The organism is Agrobacterium sp. S7/73, from assembly GCF_019355535.1.
GTDB classification, from domain to species: Bacteria; Pseudomonadota; Alphaproteobacteria; order Rhizobiales; family Rhizobiaceae; genus Agrobacterium; species Agrobacterium tumefaciens.
Genome location: NZ_CP072136.1, coordinates 412,470 through 431,541 on the forward strand (window position 1 = coordinate 412,470; position 19,072 = coordinate 431,541).

The 19,072-nt window shown below is 59.0% G+C and carries 17 protein-coding genes and 1 tRNA gene; 5 read left to right on the plus strand and 13 right to left on the minus strand.

The window, feature by feature from the left end; translation table 11 throughout:
* The first annotated feature begins 33 nt into the window (after window positions 1-33).
* Entirely contained in the window at window positions 34-879 is an 846-nt protein-coding gene (locus J5276_RS01800; protein WP_013636769.1) for an endonuclease/exonuclease/phosphatase family protein, read from the plus strand.
* 32 nt (window positions 880-911) lie between these two features.
* Here J5276_RS01800 and J5276_RS01805 read toward each other — a convergent pair whose 3' ends face one another.
* The 4 genes from J5276_RS01805 to J5276_RS01820 form a co-directional block, all read right to left on the minus strand.
* Window positions 912-1,115: a hypothetical protein gene (locus J5276_RS01805; RefSeq protein WP_019565071.1), complete on the minus strand. Its 204-nt coding sequence runs from the start codon at window positions 1,113-1,115 to the stop codon at window positions 912-914.
* 288 nt (window positions 1,116-1,403) lie between these two features.
* On the minus strand, window positions 1,404-4,598 hold the full coding sequence (locus tag J5276_RS01810) for an efflux RND transporter permease subunit (RefSeq protein ID WP_019565072.1): 3,195 nt from the start codon (window positions 4,596-4,598) through the stop codon (window positions 1,404-1,406).
* A gap of 114 nt (window positions 4,599-4,712) precedes the next feature.
* The gene (locus J5276_RS01815) at window positions 4,713-5,903 is read right to left on the minus strand and encodes an efflux RND transporter periplasmic adaptor subunit (protein ID WP_003514060.1); all 1,191 of its coding nucleotides are present in this window, start codon (window positions 5,901-5,903) and stop codon (window positions 4,713-4,715) included.
* Window positions 5,904-6,019: 116 nt separating this feature from the next.
* The gene (locus tag J5276_RS01820; protein WP_065702594.1) at window positions 6,020-6,817 is read right to left on the minus strand and encodes an alpha/beta hydrolase fold domain-containing protein; all 798 of its coding nucleotides are present in this window, start codon (window positions 6,815-6,817) and stop codon (window positions 6,020-6,022) included.
* A 134-nt stretch (window positions 6,818-6,951) separates the two neighbouring features.
* On the opposite strand from J5276_RS01820, the gene J5276_RS01825 reads away from it, so the two are divergent.
* On the plus strand, window positions 6,952-7,851 hold the full coding sequence (locus tag J5276_RS01825) for a LysR family transcriptional regulator (RefSeq protein ID WP_003514057.1): 900 nt from the start codon (window positions 6,952-6,954) through the stop codon (window positions 7,849-7,851).
* 9 nt (window positions 7,852-7,860) lie between these two features.
* On the opposite strand, the gene J5276_RS01830 is transcribed toward J5276_RS01825, so the two are convergent.
* Window positions 7,861-8,760, minus strand: coding sequence for a LysR family transcriptional regulator (locus J5276_RS01830; protein WP_013636764.1), 900 nt, complete (start codon window positions 8,758-8,760; stop codon window positions 7,861-7,863).
* 162 nt (window positions 8,761-8,922) lie between these two features.
* On the opposite strand from J5276_RS01830, the gene J5276_RS01835 reads away from it, so the two are divergent.
* Both J5276_RS01835 and J5276_RS01840 read left to right on the plus strand, forming a co-directional pair.
* A complete protein-coding gene (locus tag J5276_RS01835) occupies window positions 8,923-10,104 on the plus strand; it encodes an MFS transporter (protein WP_013636763.1) in 1,182 nt (393 codons plus the stop codon).
* Between the two features lie 66 nt (window positions 10,105-10,170).
* Window positions 10,171-11,004: an aldo/keto reductase gene (locus J5276_RS01840; protein ID WP_112154324.1), complete on the plus strand. Its 834-nt coding sequence runs from the start codon at window positions 10,171-10,173 to the stop codon at window positions 11,002-11,004.
* Between the two features lie 141 nt (window positions 11,005-11,145).
* Here the strand turns inward: J5276_RS01840 and J5276_RS01845 are convergent, their stop codons facing one another.
* Both J5276_RS01845 and J5276_RS01850 read right to left on the minus strand, forming a co-directional pair.
* A complete protein-coding gene (locus tag J5276_RS01845) occupies window positions 11,146-13,107 on the minus strand; it encodes a methyl-accepting chemotaxis protein (protein WP_174005748.1) in 1,962 nt (653 codons plus the stop codon).
* Between the two features lie 404 nt (window positions 13,108-13,511).
* Window positions 13,512-13,586: transfer RNA gene (locus J5276_RS01850), tRNA-Gly, on the minus strand.
* 372 nt (window positions 13,587-13,958) lie between these two features.
* Here J5276_RS01850 and J5276_RS01855 point away from each other — a divergent pair.
* Entirely contained in the window at window positions 13,959-14,180 is a 222-nt protein-coding gene (locus J5276_RS01855) for a hypothetical protein (RefSeq protein ID WP_013636760.1), read from the plus strand.
* A 77-nt stretch (window positions 14,181-14,257) separates the two neighbouring features.
* Here J5276_RS01855 and dps read toward each other — a convergent pair whose 3' ends face one another.
* From dps to J5276_RS01885, 6 genes are all read right to left on the minus strand, one after another.
* Window positions 14,258-14,746, minus strand: a complete 489-nt coding sequence (dps, locus tag J5276_RS01860) for a DNA starvation/stationary phase protection protein Dps (protein WP_003514046.1) — start codon at window positions 14,744-14,746, stop codon at window positions 14,258-14,260.
* 125 nt (window positions 14,747-14,871) lie between these two features.
* Entirely contained in the window at window positions 14,872-15,630 is a 759-nt protein-coding gene (locus J5276_RS01865) for an ABC transporter ATP-binding protein (protein WP_112154322.1), read from the minus strand.
* Window positions 15,627-16,595: an iron chelate uptake ABC transporter family permease subunit gene (locus J5276_RS01870; protein ID WP_112154321.1), complete on the minus strand. Its 969-nt coding sequence runs from the start codon at window positions 16,593-16,595 to the stop codon at window positions 15,627-15,629. The genes J5276_RS01865 and J5276_RS01870 overlap by 4 nt, the downstream gene beginning before the upstream one ends.
* Window positions 16,588-17,553, minus strand: coding sequence for an ABC transporter permease (locus J5276_RS01875; RefSeq protein ID WP_013636757.1), 966 nt, complete (start codon window positions 17,551-17,553; stop codon window positions 16,588-16,590). Before J5276_RS01875 ends, J5276_RS01870 begins: the two co-directional genes overlap by 8 nt.
* Before the next feature lie 119 nt (window positions 17,554-17,672).
* Window positions 17,673-18,611 carry a siderophore ABC transporter substrate-binding protein gene (locus J5276_RS01880; protein ID WP_112154320.1) on the minus strand — a complete coding sequence of 313 codons (939 nt, stop codon included), beginning with the start codon at window positions 18,609-18,611 and terminating at the stop codon, window positions 17,673-17,675.
* A 200-nt stretch (window positions 18,612-18,811) separates the two neighbouring features.
* A complete protein-coding gene (locus tag J5276_RS01885) occupies window positions 18,812-19,072 on the minus strand; it encodes a hypothetical protein (RefSeq protein WP_003514037.1) in 261 nt (86 codons plus the stop codon).

The following is a 19,072-nucleotide window of genomic DNA, read 5'->3' on the forward strand; positions in this document are numbered from 1 at the left end:
AACTTTTAATTTGCGCATCGGAGGCGTCGCAGCGTGAAGAAAAACAGTTTGCTGGAGCGTGGAAAAACGGCACTGGCGAAAAACAGCAGCCTGCCCGCCTTCGTCATGCAGTCGCTGCGCGACCGCCACCAACGGAAGAATGCCGGGCAGGTGGAGAGAGATCACTCCTTCCCGGTCATCGCGTCTTACAACGTCCATAAATGCGTCGGCCGCGACCGCAGGTTCGATCCTGATCGTACCAGCCGCGTCATTCAGGAAATCGGCGCGGATATCATCGCGCTACAGGAGGCGGACAGCCGTTTCGGCGAGCGCACGGGCCTGCTCGATCTTGCCCGGCTGGAGCGGGAAAGCGGGCTTGTCCCCGTGCCTGTTCTGGCGGGTGTGAAGGCGCATGGATGGCACGGTAATGTCCTGTTGTTCAAGGAAGGTGCGGTGCGGGATGTTCATACGCTGAAATTGCCGGGGCTGGAGCCGCGCGGCGCGCTGGTGGTGGAACTGGATTTGAAAAGCGGTGGCGCACTGCGAATAATCGCCGCGCATTTCGGTCTTTTGAGGCATTCCCGTGCCCAGCAGGCAAAGGCGCTTATCGGTCTTCTGGAAGCGCGAAACGAATGCGCGACCATCCTCATGGGAGACCTGAACGAATGGCGTCTCGGCAATGGCTCGTCGCTCAATACTCTGAGGGATGCATTCGGCGCCCTGCCGCCAGCAGTGCCCAGTTTTCCATCCAACCTGCCGGTGCTTGCGCTCGACAGGATCATCGCCAACCGCGAAGGGCTGATCGAGCAGGTGGAAGCGCATGACAGTGCGCTGGCGCGCATTGCCTCGGACCACCTGCCGCTGAAAGCCGCGATAAGGACCGATCTGCTTCCAACCTGATCCTGTGGCAGCATCGGATACGGCGACAGACTTCAGAGCCGCTGCGCTACCGTCAGATGGCTGCGCGAACGGGCCTCCAGCAGAGATTTGCGGATGGCTTCCATCAGCCGTTCACGGTTGTTTCTGGTCTTGCCTCTGTCCAGATTCTGCGCGGCAAGCGCTAGATCCAGACCTTCATGCATTACTATCGAATAGGCAATGGTTGTCGCCCAGTTCTCGTATTCCTGCTCCATCATGTCACCCCTGAACTAAATCATTTAGCCCGAATCACCCTGTTCTTGAAATTACCACAAAATGGAAAGCATAAAATAGCATTGTTCCTTTGCGTATCTGCTGCCCTATGCGGATATAGTGTATTCGTTATTTCTTTATTGCGGCGCAACATGTATGTGCTTGCTGCTTAAGTCATTGAAACAGATTCTGTTTCAGGCGATGCACATGGACGTTCCCACCAACAAAAACGCCGCGCATCGTTAGATGCGCGGCGGGCTTTCGTCGAAGTTTGCGGTGGATTGGATCAGGTCTCAGCCGGCCTTTTCGAGCTTGTAGTCCGAATTGGCAGGTTCTTCCTGTTTGTGCTGGATGAGAGGACGGTTACCCGACAGCTTGCGCACCAGCACGTAGAATACCGGTGTCATGAAGATGCCGAAGAACGTCACCCCGATCATGCCGGAGAACACTGCGACACCCATGGCCGCGCGCATTTCCGCACCCGCACCGGTGGAGATGACCAGAGGCACCACGCCCATGATGAAGGCGAGTGAGGTCATCAGGATTGGGCGGAGGCGCAGGCGACTTGCCTCGACTGCGGCCTGAAGCGGCGTTCGTCCTTCGAATTCCAGCTCGCGGGCGAATTCCACGATCAGGATCGCGTTCTTTGCCGATAGTCCGACAAGGACGACAAGGCCGATCTGCGTAAAGATGTTGTTGTCCCCTCCCGTCAGCCAGACGCCTGTCAATGCGGCGAGAACGCCGAGCGGAACGATCAGAATGATCGCGATCGGCAGGGTCAGGCTTTCATATTGCGCAGCCAATACGAGATAGACGAGCAGCAGCGCCAGCGGGAAGACCACGAGGCTGGAATTACCGGCAAGGATCTGCTGGTAAGTCAGGTCCGTCCATTCGTATTCGATCCCGGCTGGCAGGTTTTCGGCAAGGATTTTCTCGATCGCTGCCTGCGCCTGTCCAGAGGAGAAGCCCGGTGCCGGACCGCCGTTGATATCGGCTGCAAGGAAGCCGTTATAACGGTTTGTGCGCTCCGGTCCTGTTGTTGCATCTACCTTCAACAGCGTGGAAAGCGGGATCATCTGACCGGTGGACGAGCGTACCTTCAGGCGGCCGATATCTTCGGCATGGGCGCGGAATTGCGCATCTGCCTGCACACGCACGCTGTATGTCCGCCCGAAGGCGTTGAAGTCGTTGACATAAAGCGAGCCCAGATAGATCTGCAGCGTCTGGAAGACGTCGCTGACCGAAACACCCAGCTGCTCGGCCTTGGCGCGGTCGAGATCGGCGAAGAGCTGCGGCACGTTGATCTGGAAGCTGGAGAAGATGCCTGCCAGTTCCGGTGTCTGGTATGCCTTGGCGATGACCGCCTTGGCCGCTTCGTCAAGCGTCTGGTAGCCGTAACCGGCACGGTCCTCGATCTGCAGCTTGAAGCCGCCCGTCTGGCCGAGACCGTTAACCGGCGGCGGCGGGAACATGGCGATGAAGGCATCCTGAATGCCGGCAAACTTCTGGTTCAGCTGCATGGCGATGGCGCCGCCTGACAGTTCCGGCGTCTTGCGGTTTTCGAAGTCGTCGAGAACTGCAAAGACGATGCCCGAATTGGAGCCGATGGTGAAGCCGTTGATCGACAGGCCGGGGAAGGCGATGGCGTGGCTGACGCCCGGCTGTTGCATGGCGATATCGCTCATCCGCTTGATGACGCTTTCCGTGCGGTCAAGCGTTGCGCCGTCCGGAAGCTGGGCGAAGCCGATGAGATATTGCTTGTCCTGCGCCGGTACGAACCCGCTTGGGACCGCGCTGAACATGCCGTAGGTGGCAGCCACCAGCGCCATATAGACGATCATGACGAGGCTTTTGCGCGTTACCAGCCCGCCTACGGTTTTCCCGTAACCGTTGGAGGCGGCCCCGAAGGCGCGGTTGAATCCACGGAAGAACCAGCCGAAAATCCGGTCCATGAAGCGGGTCAGCCAGTCTTTCGGTGCGTCGTGCTCTTTCAGCAGCAGGGCCGCAAGAGCGGGTGACAGCGTCAGAGAATTGATCGCCGAAATGACGGTGGAAATCGCGATCGTCAGCGCGAACTGCCGGTAGAACTGGCCGGAAAGGCCGGAGATAAAGGCTAGCGGGACGAAGACGGCGACCAGCACAAGCGCGATTGCTATGATCGGCCCGGAGACTTCGCGCATCGCCTTGTAGGTGGCATCACGCGGAGAAAGCCCGTTTTCGATGTTTCGCTCGACGTTTTCCACCACCACGATGGCGTCATCCACCACGATGCCGATGGCCAGCACGAGGCCGAACAGGGTCAACGCGTTAATGGAGAAACCGAAGGCATACATGACGGCGAAGGTGCCGATGATCGACACCGGAACGGCGATCAGCGGAATGATCGAGGCGCGCCAGGTCTGGAGGAACAGGATGACCACAAGTACCACGAGGCCAACGGCCTCGAGGAGCGTATCAACGACCTTTTCGATGGACGAGCGAACGAACTTCGTCGTGTCGTAGACGATTTCATATTTCACGCCATCAGGCATCGCCAGTTGCAGATTGTCCATTGTCGCGCGGACATTGTCGGCGATTTCGATGGAGTTGGAGCCGGGAGCCTGCAATACGGCGATCGCCACGGCGGGTTCGCCGTCGAGCAGCGAGCGCAGCGTATAGTCGGCAGCGCCGAGTTCGATGCGGGCGACATCGCGAAGACGGGTGATCTGGCCGTTCGCGCCGCTCTTGACGATGATGTTGCCGAATTCCTCCGGAGTCGTCAGACGGCCCTGGGCATTGACGTTGAGCTGCAGGTCGACGCCGTTGGGGCTTGGCGATGCGCCGATAACGCCGGCTGCGGCCTGGACGTTCTGCTGACGGATGGCGTCGGATACGTCGCTGGCGGCGAGATCGTGTTCGGCCACCTTTTGCGGATCCAGCCAGACGCGCATGGAATAGTCACCCGCGCCGAAGACCTGCACCTGACCCACGCCTTCGATACGGGCCAAGCGATCCTTGACGTTCAGCGTCGCATAGTTGCGCAGATAGGTGATGTCATAGGCATCGGTCTTCGACACGAGATTGACGACCATGATGAAGTCGGGCGAGCTTTTGACGGTGGTGATGCCGAGTGCGCGCACTTCCGCGGGCAGGCGCGGTTCGGCCTGCGACACGCGGTTCTGCACCAGCTGCTGCGCCTTGTCCGGGTCGGTGCCCAGCTTGAACGTGACGGTCAGCGTCAGCACGCCGTCCGATGTCGCCTGGCTGCCCATATAGAGCATGTCTTCGACGCCGTTGATCTGTTCTTCAAGCGGCGTGGCGACGGTTTCGGCGATAACGGCCGGGTTCGCACCGGGATAGGTGGCGCGGACGACGACGGATGGCGGCACGACTTCCGGATATTCGGAAATCGGCAGGGCGCGCATGCCGAGAAGGCCTGCGACCACGATCAGGATCGACAGCACGCCGGCGAAGACCGGCCTGTCGACAAAAAATCTGGAAATATTCATATCCAGTCCCCTCTCCGGGTAGATTTGGAAATGCAAGGACCGTTCCGGCGGCATCATGGCCGCCGGTGAGGGCCGGTTCTTTGTGAAATGCGTCTCGCCGGAGGCGGGACGGCGTTATTGCGAGGCGGCGACCTTGTCTTCCGCCTGCGGTGCGATGGTTGCACCGGGGCGAATGCGCTGCAGGCCGTTGACGACGATCGTATCGCCGGCGGCAAGGCCGCTGTCGATGATGCGCTGGCCGTCAGCCGGTGCGCCGGGCTTGATCTGGCGATAGCTCACCTTGTTTTCGGCATCGACGACAAAGACGAACCGCTTGTCCTGATCCGTGCCGATGGCGCGGTCGCTGATGACTATCCGGTTTTCCGGCTTCGGTTCACCCATGCGCACCCGCACGAACTGGCCGGGAATGAGCCTGCCATCAGGATTTTCGAAGACCGCACGCACACCAATGGTGCCGCTGGCGGAATCGACCTGGTTGTCGATGAGGTGCAGGGTGCCCTTGATCGGCGTGCCTTCATCCGAAAGCGTGCCGATTTCCACCGGGATCTGTTCGAGCGCGGGCAGGGCGTCGGTTGTCTTCGGCAGCTCGGAAAGCGCTTTCGCTACCGTTCCTTCGCTGGCGTTGAAGCTGGCATAGATCGGGTTGACCGAAACCAGCGTCGTCAGGGCAGGCGATGTCGAGCCGGCGGCAACGAGGTTGCCGGCGGTGATTTCGATGCGGCCGACCCTGCCGGAAACCGGTGCAACGATTTCGGTGTAACCAAGATCGAGCTGAGCCGTTGTCAGCGTCGCGCGGGCGGCGCGAAGCTGGGCTTCGGCATCCGCAAACGAGCTTTGCCGCTGGTCGAGATCGCTCTGGGAGATCGTGCGATTGTCGGAAAGCCTGCGGCCACGGTCGAGTTCCGTCTTGGCAAGGCTGACCTTGGCTTCGGCGGAGGCGACCTGGGCTTCAGCACCTGCAACGGCTGCCTGATAGGGGGCCGGATCGATGGTGAAGAGGGGGTCGCCTTCCTTCACCAGCGCGCCTTCGCGGAAATGCACGGCCTTGATCTGGCCAGCGACGCGGGAGCGGATCTGCACGCGGTCGACGGCTTCGAGACGGCCGGAAAATTCTTCCCAGCGCATCACATCGCGGCTTTCCACCTTGGCGACGGTGACTGGGATAGCCGGCGTTTCAGCCGGGGTGGAAGCTGCCGTCGCATCACGGCTGGTGGGCAGGTCGAAAATGAGTGCTGCGGCTGCAACGGACATAGCAAGCCCGATACCGGCGCCCGTCAGGGCCCGGCGCTTTGTGGTCAGCGTCATGGGTTTCTCCTTGGCTCGGATCAGGAGCCGATCAGTTTCTCTATCTGTGTGTTTTGTCGCATGGTCCGGGCGTAAAACCGCTACGCACTTTTACTGGACATGCTCAAAATGCGATTTCAGTGTTTTATGTGGTCAACGAAGGTCTTGAACTCCGAACAGACGGATGGGACCCATCCGCCGCCCTTTCCTTGATAAAGCCCCGTCCAGCCAATACCGGCGGGGAAAACATGCTGCCGGACGCTGACACCGGAGGCGATGAGCCTGTCGGCATAACCGACCGTTTCGTCGCGCAGAGGGTCGTCCTCGGCGGTAAAGATCAGCGCCGGCGCCACCCGGTTCAGCCGCGTACACTGGCAGGGCGCGGCATAGGGGTGAAAAAACCCGCAGGCCTTGGCAAGGTAATGGCTCCAGCCATCTGCCCAGCGCTGGCGCATGCCGATCCTGTCCGCATCGCGGAAGGATTCCGTCGTCATCATCGGGTCGATCATGGGCGACAGAAGTATTTGACCGGCAAGCTTGCCCGGCATGCGGTCCCGCGCCTTCAGCGCAAGCCCAGCCGCCACATTGCCACCAGCCTCTTCGCCGGCCACAAACAGCAGCGATTTTGCGCCGCCATAATGCTTGCGGTCCCGGCTCAGATGATCCAGCGCTTCGAAGGCACAATCGATCACCATCGGAAACTCGTTGCCGGACGACTTGCTATAGTCGGCCTCGACGACGATCGCGCCGCTTTCAGCGAGCGCGCGTGCCACCGGAAGCTCCGGGCAATTGCCGCCCTTTTCAAGAAACGAGCCGCCGCGCAAATAAAGGACCACGGGCGGGTTGGTGCACAGGCCGGCACTTTCATATCGGCGCACGGAAAGCTGGGACGCCGAGCCCCCACAGCCTTCTATATTTTCCCAGTGCGCTTTCATTTGATCCGGTCCCGTGCGCCGCCATCAGCAGCTCACCATATTTGCAAAATCTGAAATTCATATTATTGTTCGGGAGAAAACGATCAAGTACGTCAAAATGAAAACACTATTCCAAAAAAACGGATAATAGCGACATGGATCAGCTTTCCGCCATGCGGGTATTCACTCGCGTCGTCGAAACCGGCAATTTCAGCCGCGCCGCGACCGCGCTGAACATGCCCAAAACCACCGTCACCAACATGGTCCAGGCGCTGGAGGCGCATTTACATACCACGCTTCTCAACCGCACAACGCGGCGGGTGATGCTGACGACGGACGGCGCTCTCTATTATGAGCGGGCCTCGCAGATTCTGTCGGAAATCGAAGAGCTTGATGGCAGCATGTCCAGCGCGCAGGTGCAGCCGTCTGGCCGGTTGCGGGTGGAAATGGCCGGTGTCTTCGCGGACCTCGTGGTTATTCCACATCTTTGCGAATTTTACCAGCGCTATCCGCAAATCCGGCTCGATCTCGGCGTCGGCGACCGTCTGGTCGATTATATCGCGGAGAATGTCGATTGCGCGCTGCGGGTCGGCACCTTGCGGGATCAATCCCTTATAGCGCGCAAGGTCGGCGAGCTGAAATTCGAAACCTTCGCCTCTCCCCTGTACATCGAGAGTTTCGGCATGCCGCAACAGCCGGAAGATCTCGAAAACGGACATCATTCCGTGGGATATTTCAATGCCACCACGGGCCAGATCATGCCGATCTCATTCGACAACGGGCTTCGCAGCGTCGAGATTACGCCCAACTATGTCGTGTCGGTGAATGACAGCCGCACCTATCTCAACGCCGCGCTGGCGGGCATGGGCATGGTGCAGCTGCCCGTTTTCATGGTCAAGGACGCGCTTGCGCGTGGCGAGCTTGTGCCGGTTCTGCCGGAATGGCGGCGCGAACCGATGCCGATCTATGTGGTCTACCCACAGACGAGGCACGTCACCAACAAGGTCCGTGTTTTCGTGGACTGGCTGGCGAAGATGGTTCACAGCCTCGTCTGAGGCGGCTAGTCACCGCCCGACCTTTGCCGCGACAAAATCGATAAAGGCGCGTACGCGGGCGGCCAGGTGATCATGTCCGGCATAAACGGCGTGGATCACCTCCATGTCGCCCGGATTGTAATCCTCCAGCACCGGCACGAGCAGACCGGCCTCGATATCCGGCTCGACATGAAACTCTCCGACCCTTCCCAGCCCAAGGCCCGTCAGGCACAGCCTACGCATTGCCATGCCGCTGTTGACCGAGGCGTTGCCGGTCACGGGAAGGCGGTAGACTTCAGTCGTGCCGGGATCACGGAAAGGCCATTCGTTGAGGCTGCGACTGAAATTGAAGCTGATGCAATTGTGTTGGGCCAGATCCTGCGGCTTTTCCGGCATGCCATGTTTTTCGATATAGGCAGGGGAGGCGACGATGATCCGTCGGACCTCTTTCAGCTTTCTTGCCTTGAGGGACGAATCCGCCATCCCGCCGGATCGTATCGCTATGTCGGTGCGCTCCTCGATCAGGCTGATGACGCCGTCGGTCAGCGAGATATCCAGCTCGATTTCCGGATAAAGAGATAAAAACTCCGGTGCGAGCGGCAGAAGATACCTTTCGCCGAAGCCCAGCGTGGCGTTGACACGCAATAGCCCCCGCGGCACCACCTTGCCGCCGCCTGCTACGATCTGCTCCGTATCGGCGATGTCGGCCAGAATGCGCCTTGCCCGAGAAAGATAGATTTCCCCCTCCGGCGTCAGCGTCACCACGCGGGTGGAGCGAGCGAGAAGGCGGGTACCGAGGCGGTCTTCAATGCGGGTGACAAGTTTGCTCACCGCCGAGGGTGAAAGCTTGAGCCTGCGCCCGGCTGCGGAAAAACTCCCCAGCTCGGCTGCCGCGACGAAGACTTCCATTTCTCCGGCCCTGTTGTCCATCGCTGCACCACTTGTGAAATTAATTCAAAGGCCTTTATCCAATCTTGCTGATTATCAAGCAAGTCCCCTTCGCCCATATTGCAATCACACAGTTGATCCAACCGGACAGTACCCGCTGTCCATAACGCCCGCGATCCCGCTCCGGGCGAAGAGGTACTCGTCATGCCATTGGCCATATTTGCCTTGACGATCGCGGCTTACGCGATCGGAACCACGGAGTTTGTCATCGTCGGTCTTTTGCCGACGGTCGCCGCAGATCTCCACATTACCCTGCCGCTTGCCGGCCTTATCGTCAGCGTTTACGCGCTGGGTGTCACTTTCGGTGCGCCGATCCTGACTGCGCTGACCGGCAAGATCGAAAGAAAGCCGCTGCTGCTGGGTCTGATGGCGCTGTTCGTCGTCGGTAATGTCGCAGCCGCCGTGTCGCCAAGCTATGAGACGCTTCTGGTCGCGCGGGTGCTTTCCGCCTTCGCCCATGGCGTGTTCTTCTCCGTTGGCGCCACCATCGCCGCCGATCTCGTGCCGGAAAACCGCCGTGGCTCGGCGATTGCCATGATGTTCATGGGTTTGACCGTCGCCATCGTCACCGGCGTGCCGATCGGTACCTATATCGGGCAGATTTTTGGCTGGCGCGCCACCTTCTGGGCGGTTGCAGGTCTTGGTGTCATCGCCTTTGCCGGTATCGCGGCCCTGTTGCCGGGAACGCTGAAGAAAGCGCCGCCCGCCAGCCTTCTCGATCAGGTGCGGGTGCTGGGTTCCGGCCGACTGCTCATCGTTTTCGCCATGACCGCACTTGGTTACGGCGGCACCTTCGTCGCCTTCACCTTTCTGGCGCCGATCCTTCAGGACGTCACGGGCTTCTCCGAAAAGAGCGTCGGCCTGATCCTTGTGCTCTACGGCATCGCCATTGCCGCCGGTAACATCGGTGGCGGCAAAATCGCCAACCACAATCCGGTCAAGGCGTTGATCGGCCTCTTTCTGGCACAAGCCATCGTGCTTCTGGTCTTTTCCTTCACCGCCGTTTCGCCGGTTCTGACCCTGATCACGCTGGTGGCGCTCGGCTTCCTGTCCTTTGCCAACGTTCCCGGCCTGCAGCTTTATGTGGTGCAGCTGGCCAAGGAACACCGCCCCGGCGCTGTCGATGTCGCCTCGGCGCTCAATATCGCCGCCTTCAATCTCGGCATCGCGATTGGTGCGTGGCTTGGCGGTCTGGTGGTGGAATCGCCGATGGGCCTTGCCGCAACCCCATGGGTCGGCGCCATCCTTGTCGCTATTGCCCTCATTCTGACCCTCTGGAGCAGTGCACTCGACCGTCGCGCCTCGCTCTCGCTGAAGACTGCCTGAGTTTTTCATATAAATCCCGGCCACTGCCTAAGGGCTGGCCGGGCGTACCCTAAAAGGAGAAAATATATGTTTGATGTCACCGCCAACGGCGCATCGATCCCGGTGCTTGGCTTCGGTACCTTCCGTATTCCCGGCCCCGATGTTCTTCGGATCGTTCCGCATGCCCTGAAGGCCGGCTTTCGCCATATCGATACCGCACAGATTTACGGTAATGAGGCCGAAGTCGGCGAAGCCATTGCCGGTTCCGGCGTGGCACGCAGCGATATCTTCCTGACCACCAAGGTCTGGGTGGAGAACTACAGGCACGATGCCTTTCTTGCCTCCGTCGATGAGAGCCTGAAAAAACTGAAGACCGATTATGTCGATCTCCTGCTTCTGCACTGGCCGAACGAAGCGGTAACGCTGGCCGAGCAGATCGGCGTGCTGAACGCTGTTCGCGACGCCGGCAAGGTTCGCCATATCGGCGTGTCCAACTTCAGTACGGCGCTGATGGATGAGGCGGTCAGTTTGTCAAAGGCACCGATCGTCACCAATCAGATCGAATACCATCCCTATATCGATCAGGATATGGTGATCGCGGCGGCCAAGGCTGCCGGCATGTCGGTGACGGGTTATTACGGTATGGCCGACGGCAAGGTTTTTGCCGATCCGGTTCTAAAGGACATCGCCGCAAGCCGGGGCAAGTCGGTGGCGCAGGTGGTGCTGCGCTGGCTCGTGCAGCAGCAGGGTGTGATTGCGCTTTCGAAGACGGTGAGCGAAGCCCGTGTTGACGAAAACCTTGCGATCTTCGATTTCACGCTGTCGGTCGCTGAGACGGATGCGATCCGTGCTCTTGCTCGACCGGATGGCCGTATCGTCTCGCCGGACGGGCTTGCACCGGTATGGGACGCGGCTGCCTGACAGTTGCCAACGGGTGTGGGTGGAATTCCTCCTGGTGCCGTCACCCGGGTCTAGCCGGCATGACGGAGGAGCGGTTTTCACTGATATAGATAACCTTAAGACACCCGGATAAGCTATCCGGGTGTCTTCTGAGAGAGTGGATCAGAATTCGCCCCAAGTCTGATCTTTCGAGGCCGTGGATACGCCGAGCGCTGCGGCCACCTGGCCGATCATGCGACGCGCAGGAGATGGTCTCGGCTGTGCGTTGTCCGCAACGCGCACCGGCGCTGAAGGCTTATATGCGGATCGAGCCGTGCTGGTGCTGGCCATTGCGCCATCCAGCTTGAACTGGCCGACGATCTGGCGGAGTTTTTCGGCATCACCGGCAAGCGATGCGCTGGAGGCCGTCGCCCTTTCGACCATCGCGGCATTGTGCTGCGTGACCTGGTCCATCTGGTTTACCGCGCTGTTGACCTCGGCCAACCCGACCGATTGTTCCCTTGCGGATGTCGCGATGGCGTCGAGTTGTGCATTGATGGCGATGACGTGACTTTCAATGATCTTCAGGGCGTCGCCGGTTGCGGTCACGAGTTTCACGCCGTTCTGCACTTCGTCGGCGGAGTTGCGGATAAGCTCCTTGATTTCCTTGGCCGCTTGCGCCGAGCGCTGGGCCAGTTCACGCACTTCCTGTGCCACAACCGCAAAGCCCTTGCCTGCCTCGCCCGCACGGGCCGCCTCGACGCCGGCGTTGAGTGCCAGAAGATTGGTCTGGAAGGCAATCTCGTCGATGACGCCTATGATGTTGGAAATCTGGCTTGAAGAGCTTTCTATGCGCTTCATGGCATCGACCGCAGTTGCCACGACCTGACCGGATGTCTGCGCGGATCTGTTGGCCTCGACCGCCACGATCCGGGCCTCCTCAGTCCGTTTGGTCGAATTGCTGACGTTGCTGGTTATCTGGTCGAGCGCTGCGGCTGTTTCTTCCAGCGATGCGGCTTGGGTTTCCGTGCGTTGCGACAGGTCGCTCGCACTCGAACTCAACTCGCGAGAGCCGTTGTCGATCGTGGCCGTGACATCGGCAACGGACAGTAGTGTTTTGCTAAGCTGGTTTACGGCGATATTGAAGTCCGCACGCAGGCTTTCGAATTCTGCGGAGAAAGGCGTTTTCAGCTGGTAGGACAGGTCGCCATTGGCCATATGCTTCAGACCTTCGGCAAGGCCGCTGGTCGCTTCCGCCATTTCGGCGGCGCGCCTGCGATCAATTTCGGCGGTTCTTTGACGCTCTGCCTCGGACTGGTTACGCACCTGCGCCGCATCCGCTTCCAGCCGGCGGGCCTTCAATTCGTTATCCTTGAAGACCTCAACGGCCTTTGCCATCGTGCCGACCTCGTCGCGCCGGTCCGTTCCCTCGACCTTGACGGACAGGTTACCCTCCGCAAGCGTTTGCATCGTGCCGACAAGACCCCGGATCGGCGTGACAAGCCAGCTGCTGATCGCGAAATATCCGATGACGACGACGGTGATGAAGCCGAGGACGACCGCCGCGACGGTAATCAGTGCAGTCCGTTGGCTTATGTCGCTCAGATCATCGCTCTGCTTGGCGCTACGGTTCGAAATATCAGTGGCTATCTGTGTAAGTTTCGCGCCGATCTTGGCAAAGACTGGCTGGCACTCGGTGCCAAACGCTTTTTGCGACGCAAGTGCCTCATCCACGGTTGATGCGGTTCGGCCCAGGTGCCAGGCGTTCTTGCACGTCACGTTATAGAGCGTCGTCACGTCGTCCTTGAGTACGCGCAGGCGGTTGTCTTCGGGGATATTGGCGATGGCTCCATCCATCGATACCATGAACTTGTCGCGTGTGGCCTTCACCTCAGCTTCGGCAGCGGCATTACCCTGTTCCGTAAAGGCGATCATCATATCGGCCAGAGCCGCACGCCCGTTCAGCAGTTCCTTGTTCGCGAGCGCCAAATTCAAGGCCGCTGCGCTGTCACGAGCAATAAGATCACTATAACTTCCATCGATCGATTTGATCTGTATGGCGGAGTAGGCCGCAATCAGGATTGCACATACGCCGAATAGCGCAAATACCGTCAAAAACTTTCCGACAACGGGAATATTTCTCATCGTTATGGCTCCCACAATAAAATCGAGCCCTTCATGGGTCATATTTCGGCATCATGCGATTTTCCGATGACGATTATACTTATAAATTTAAGAAATAATTATGTATTATTAGTAATTACGTATCTTATAATAAGATACTGTACCATTATATTAAATAATAATAGTATTTAATACTGAATAATTCTAATGGGCATCTCAAATCGGCTGTCATGTCTTGCGCGTCCGCAAACGCCTTCTCGAAGCGAATAAGTTCGGTGTCTAGGGCACGGGACCATGGTTGGGCGTGAGATCGGCCCAGAACATGCGGGTAGGCTTCGGTTGAAGGGGAGCTATCTGGGACCGGCGGCAAAATCAGGGCGGTGCCCGTAAGCGCTTTGACAATCCCGACGTTTTCCAGGGAAAACTGGAGCGGGCGAAGGGATTTGAACCCTCGACCCCAACCTTGGCAAGGTTGTGCTCTACCCCTGAGCTACACCCGCTCAAAAACCGCTGGTCCGGGGTAGTTCGCTGGACCGCGGGCCGCCAAAGCGTGGCGACGGGTGCTATATCGCTCAATCGTTTTTGGAATGCAACAGTTTCTTTTGCGGTTTCGGTGGAAATCCGTCTGGCCTGTGGGTTTATTCAAAACGGCCGGGCCGATGCGTCGTAAAAAAGTGTGTTGGGGGCGAAGGTATTGTTTCGGCTGGCCTTTATTTGGGTTGTAAAAGCACACAACCGGCCGGATGGCCAAAAAATAACCTGTTTACATTTGGTTAAAATCTGATTCGACAAGTGATTCGTTCGGGTGTACAAATTTCATGTCCACAAAAAAAGAAACGATACTTGGCATGTCATCATCGGGAGGATGAGCCTTGTCGTATGCAGCTTTTGAAAGAGTCGGCGCACAATTGTCGCCCCAGCAGATCACCGATCTGCAGAATATTTTCGACGGCGTATGTTTCGAGTGCCTTCAAGATCGCTGTAGCCACGTCGCCAACGAGTGCGCGGCGGTTTTGATCCGTAGCGCCCAGCGCGGCATTCTCGATCATGAGATGTTGCGCGACATCGGTCTTGCGGTTTTACGTCGGCACTGATTGCGCCATTTCATAAAAAAAGCGCCCGGGCATCTCGGGCGCTTTCGTGTGTGTGGTGGCAGTAGCCGCGTTGCGGCTCAGCTCTTTTCCTGAACGTGCGCCTCGAGGAACCACAGCGCCTTGTCGAGATCGCGCGAGGCGGCGGTGAAGATATCCGCTGTCGTCGGGTCGCCGGCCTCGTCGGAATCATCGATAGCCTTGCGGATCATGTTGGCCACGTCGCCATAACGGGCGATCAGTTCGTCCAAATGATCGTGGATCTTGTAGATATCGGTCGGATAGGCCTTGAGCTTGGTCGTCGAAGAGACGGATTGCAGGCTACCGAGCGCCGTGCCGCCAAGCTGCACCACACGTTCGGCAATGGTATCGCCGTGATTGTCGAGCTGGGCGCGGAAGGTGTCGAGAAGTTCGTGCACGGCGATGAATTGAGGGCCTTTCAGGTTCCAGTGCGCCTGCTTGGTCACCAGTGCAAGGTCGATCACCGAAGCGAGCGATTCGTTCAGAATACCCATCACCGTTGATTTGGCGTTGGAAGGCAGGTCGTTCTTCGTCTTGTGCGTCTTCATCGATGTCTCCTGACGTTGCGGACGGAATGCCGTTTGGCAAAATCTCCCCCGATTAACGCCCTGGCCGGTTGCCCTGTTCCGTCGCTCGGACGGCAATGGCAAAAAACCTCTGCAATCGTCGTATCTCACTCATAAAACAGACAGATGCGTCGACCGTCTATGTCGTTGACACTGATGGTCATGTCGTAGATTTCCCGCAGAACCTCCGGACGGATAATCTGTTCCGCCGGTCCCTGGCGGCAGATTCGGCCATCACGCATGGCGATGATGGTGTCGGAGTACCAGGAGGCGAAGTTGATGTCGTGCAGCACCAGAACCACGGTCTTCTTCAGCTCGTCGGCGGCGCGGCGCATGATCTTCATCATGCTTGAGGCGTGTTTCATGTCGAGATTGTTGAGCGGCTCGTCCAGGAGCACATAGTCCGTGTCCTGACACAGAACCATGGCCACGAAGGCGCGCTGACGCTGGCCGCCGGAAAGCTCGTCGAGAAAGCGGCCGGAAAGGCTTTCGAGATGGAGATATTCCAGCGCCCGGTCGATATGGACCTTGTCCTCGATGGTGGGACGGCCCTTGGAATAGGGATAACGTCCAAAACCGACGAGATCGCGCACCGTCAGGCGTGACGAGATGTGGTTGTCTTGCCTGAGGATCGAGAGCCGTTTTGCCAGCGTGTCGGAAGGGGTCTTGGTCACATCCAGCCCGTCCACCGTCACGGTTCCCGCATCCATGGACATCAGCCGTGCCACGATGGAGAGCAGCGTGGATTTTCCCGCCCCGTTCGGCCCGATGATGGAGGTGACGCCGCCTGCCGGAATGGCGATGGAGACGCCATCGACAACAACCGTGTCGCCATAGGATTTGCTGATCTGACTGGCGATGATCATCGCGCACCCCGCTTGAGAATAAGACCGATAAAGACGATGCCGCCCAGAAATTCGATGATGATGGAAAGCGCCGTGTTGAAGGCGAAGATCCGCTCCAGCACCACCTGACCGCCGACCAGGCAGATGATGGCGATGAGGATTGCAGCCGGCAGCACATAGGCATGTTTGCCGTTGCCTGTGAGATAATGGGCCAGCGCCGCAACCAGCAGCCCGAAGAACATGACGGGGCCGACGAGTGCGGTGGAAACGGCAACGAGAACGGAGACCAGCACGAGGATGATCGTCACCGTTCGCTTGTAGTCCACGCCAAGGCTGATGGCCGTTGCGCGGCCGAGCGAAAGGACGTCGAGCGTGTGCAGGAGCCGCAACCCGATAATCGTCACCACGCCGACGATGATGGCTGATACCGCAAGAAGGGTGGGATCGATGGAATTGAAGCTGGCGAACAGCACATCCTGCAGCACCGCATATTCATTGGGGTCCAGTACGCGCTGCATGAAGCCCGAGAGGCTGCGAAAGAACACGCCGAAGACGATGCCGACCAGCACCAGAAGATGCAGGCTGCGTTCCGCGCCGACGAAAAGCCAGCGGTAGAGCAGGGCGGAGAAGGTGACGAGCAGCGAGGTTTCGGCAAGAAACTTCAGCTGCGGATCGATCATCACCACGGTTGCCGAGCCAAACACGAAGATCAGCGCCGTCTGCACCAGCACATAGAGCGAATCGAAACCCATCACCGAAGGGGTGAGAATGCGGTTGTTGGTGACCGTCTGGAACAATACCGTCGAAACGGCGATGGCATAGGCCACCAACAGCAGCGACAGAAGCTTGATGCCGCGAAACGGCAGGATGAAGCTCCAACTGCCCTTTGCACCGAGCGTCATGAAGGCAGCCATGGAGATGAGCGCCAGTGCGAGAAGCATCAGCAGCACGAGTTTCGCGCGCCGGTCGGGATGTCTCTCATGCATGGTGGCGTTTCCGGAGCAGGAGATAGAGGAACAGCGCGCTGCCGATGACGCCGACCACGGTTCCGATCGGTATCTCATAGGGCGCGCGCACCGTTCTGCCGATGATGTCGCAGGCAAGAACGAAGACCGCGCCAAGCGTCGCCACCCAGGGCACGGAACGGCGCATATTGTCGCCGATCATCAGGCTGACCACATTCGGCACAATCAGGCCGAGAAAGGGGATCATACCCACCGTGACGACGACGACGGCACTGACCAGCGAGACGATGGTGAGGCCGAGCGCCATCACCCGGCGATAGTTCAGTCCGAGATTGGTGGTGAAGTCGCGCCCCATGCCTGCCACCGTGAAACGGTCGGCGGCGAGATAGGCGGCGATGGCGAAAACGAAGCCGATCCACAGCAATTCATAGCGGCCACGCAGCACGCCGGAAAAATCCCCGGTCATCCACGCGCCGAGCGATTGCAGCAGATCGAAACGATAGGCGAAGAAAGTGGTGACGGCAGAAATGACGCCGCCCAGCATGATGCCGATCAGCGGCACCAGCAGCACATCGCGCAGTGGCACCTGCCGTAGAATACGCAGGAAAAGTGCGGTTCCCGCCAGCGCGAAAGCGGCGGCCACCAACATCTTGCCGAAGATCGGCGTTTCCGGGGCAAGCAGGGTGACGGTGAGCAGGCCAAGGCCGGCGGATTCGGTGGTGCCAGCCGTCGAAGGCTCCACGAAGCGGTTGCGCACCAGCATCTGCATGATGAGACCGGCAATCGCCATCGAGCTTCCCGCCAGTATGAGCGCCAGCGTGCGCGGAATGCGGCTGACGAGGAGCACGCGCAGTGCATCCGCGCTCGTATCCGGCGCAAAAAGCGTCGCCAGCGAGACGTTGCTCACACCGACGAACAGGCTGACGATGGCGAGTGTCAGCGCCAGAAGGAGGGCGAGGATGAGGGACAGGGATTTCACGTCAGTGGTTTTTCGAAAATGGTGATGGCTCGCTTCGACCTCGCAGATTGCCCGGAGGACTGAACCTCTCCTTCGTCATCCTCGGGAGAAGCCCGGGGATGACGTCGCGAAGGCAGTTTTTACGACTTCTTCTCGGACACGGCCTCGTAGACCTGATCAAGCAAGGTGGTGAGCGCCGTATAACCGCTGCTGACGATATAGGCCGCCTGCGGGTCGAGATAGACGATCTGCTTTTTCTTCCAGGCGTTGGTCTGGTGGATCAGTTCGTTGTCCAGCACCTGGGCGGCGGCCTTGCCTGGGTCCGTTGCGCGGCCGATGCCGGCATCGCGGTCTATCACGAACAGCCATTCGGGATTGACCTCGGCCAGATATTCGAAGGACACGACATCGCCCCGGTCGAAGCGGTCATCGATATCAGGAGCGACCGGCTTGAAGCCGATTTCCGTGTGCAGCCAGCCGGTGCGCGAGCTTGGGCCGTAAACACCGACCTTGCCGGCATTGGTGACGAGGATCATCGCCGTGCCGGAATTCGGCGCGATGGCCTTCAGCTTTGCGACCTTCTCGTCAATGGAGGCGTCGAGCTTCTTTGCTTCTTCATGCTTGCCGAAGATATCGCCGAGCTTGGTGATATTGGCTTTGACGCTCGCGATGAATTCCTTGGAATCGATCGACATGTCGATGGCGGGCGTGATCTTCGCAACATCGGGATATTTCGCCCGCGAACGGCCGCCGACGATGACGAGATCGGCTTCTGCCGCATTGATCGCCTCGTAATCGGGTTCGAACAGCGTGCCGACCTTCAGATATTTGCCATCGGCATATTTCTGGAGATAGGTCGGCAGGTTGGAACCAAGGACACCAGCTGGCTCGACGCCCATCGCATCGAGATTGTCGAGCGAGGGGATATCCAGAACCAGAACCTTTTTCGGCGCGGCTTTCAGAACGGTCTCGCCCTGCGCGTGCTTGATCGTCATTTCCTCAGCGCCTGCGGTCAACGCGCCAAGGCTGAAGGCCGCTGCTGCCAGCAGCCGAACGGGGAAGGTGAAGTTGATGGCCACGGATATGTCCCTTGCAATATGGTTCTTGACCCTGCGGAAGCGGATCCCGCAGGCGTAACTTGATGTTCGCTGTCAGCTTTATTGGCAAGGTATGCGGAAATCAAAAATATGTTTTAGAATAATTCTGAATTGCCGTGAGCGGGAAATGTGTGTGGCACCGGAAGCAAACCCCGGAGCCACATCAGGGGCCGTATCTTTTTTCAATTCGGCGGCCAGTCGCCGACGATCTCGCGTCTTTCCAGTTTCAGCGACCGGTCAGGCTGGATGCGGTAGGTTTCAATCGCCAGCCGGCCGTCGCCCATGACGAATTCGTGGCTGAGCGTGCTGCCGATGGGTGACTTGGTCAATTTGGTGTGGGGTTGTCCGCCATAGGTGATGCTGCCCGGAATGGGTTGCACGTCGGGTGCCGCGGTGGCGCAGCCGGCAAGGCCCAGAACCAGCATGATCGCGATCTTGCGCAT

What these genes read in the sequence shown, in the direction of transcription:
- J5276_RS01805 (WP_019565071.1), bottom strand. Translation starts at nt 1,115, where the DNA reads ATGATGGAGCAGGAATACGAGAACTGGGCGACAACCATTGCCTATTCG.
- J5276_RS01810 (WP_019565072.1), bottom strand. Translation starts at nt 4,598, where the DNA reads ATGAATATTTCCAGATTTTTTGTCGACAGGCCGGTCTTCGCCGGCGTG.
- J5276_RS01815 (WP_003514060.1), bottom strand. Translation starts at nt 5,903, where the DNA reads ATGACGCTGACCACAAAGCGCCGGGCCCTGACGGGCGCCGGTATCGGG.
- J5276_RS01820 (WP_065702594.1), bottom strand. Translation starts at nt 6,817, where the DNA reads ATGAAAGCGCACTGGGAAAATATAGAAGGCTGTGGGGGCTCGGCGTCC.
- J5276_RS01825 (WP_003514057.1), top strand. Translation starts at nt 6,952, where the DNA reads ATGGATCAGCTTTCCGCCATGCGGGTATTCACTCGCGTCGTCGAAACC.
- J5276_RS01830 (WP_013636764.1), bottom strand. Translation starts at nt 8,760, where the DNA reads ATGGACAACAGGGCCGGAGAAATGGAAGTCTTCGTCGCGGCAGCCGAG.
- J5276_RS01835 (WP_013636763.1), top strand. Translation starts at nt 8,923, where the DNA reads ATGCCATTGGCCATATTTGCCTTGACGATCGCGGCTTACGCGATCGGA.
- J5276_RS01840 (WP_112154324.1), top strand. Translation starts at nt 10,171, where the DNA reads ATGTTTGATGTCACCGCCAACGGCGCATCGATCCCGGTGCTTGGCTTC.
- J5276_RS01845 (WP_174005748.1), bottom strand. Translation starts at nt 13,107, where the DNA reads ATGAGAAATATTCCCGTTGTCGGAAAGTTTTTGACGGTATTTGCGCTA.
- dps (WP_003514046.1), bottom strand. Translation starts at nt 14,746, where the DNA reads ATGAAGACGCACAAGACGAAGAACGACCTGCCTTCCAACGCCAAATCA.
- J5276_RS01865 (WP_112154322.1), bottom strand. Translation starts at nt 15,630, where the DNA reads ATGATCATCGCCAGTCAGATCAGCAAATCCTATGGCGACACGGTTGTT.
- J5276_RS01870 (WP_112154321.1), bottom strand. Translation starts at nt 16,595, where the DNA reads ATGCATGAGAGACATCCCGACCGGCGCGCGAAACTCGTGCTGCTGATG.
- J5276_RS01885 (WP_003514037.1), bottom strand. Translation starts at nt 19,072, where the DNA reads ATGCGCAAGATCGCGATCATGCTGGTTCTGGGCCTTGCCGGCTGCGCC.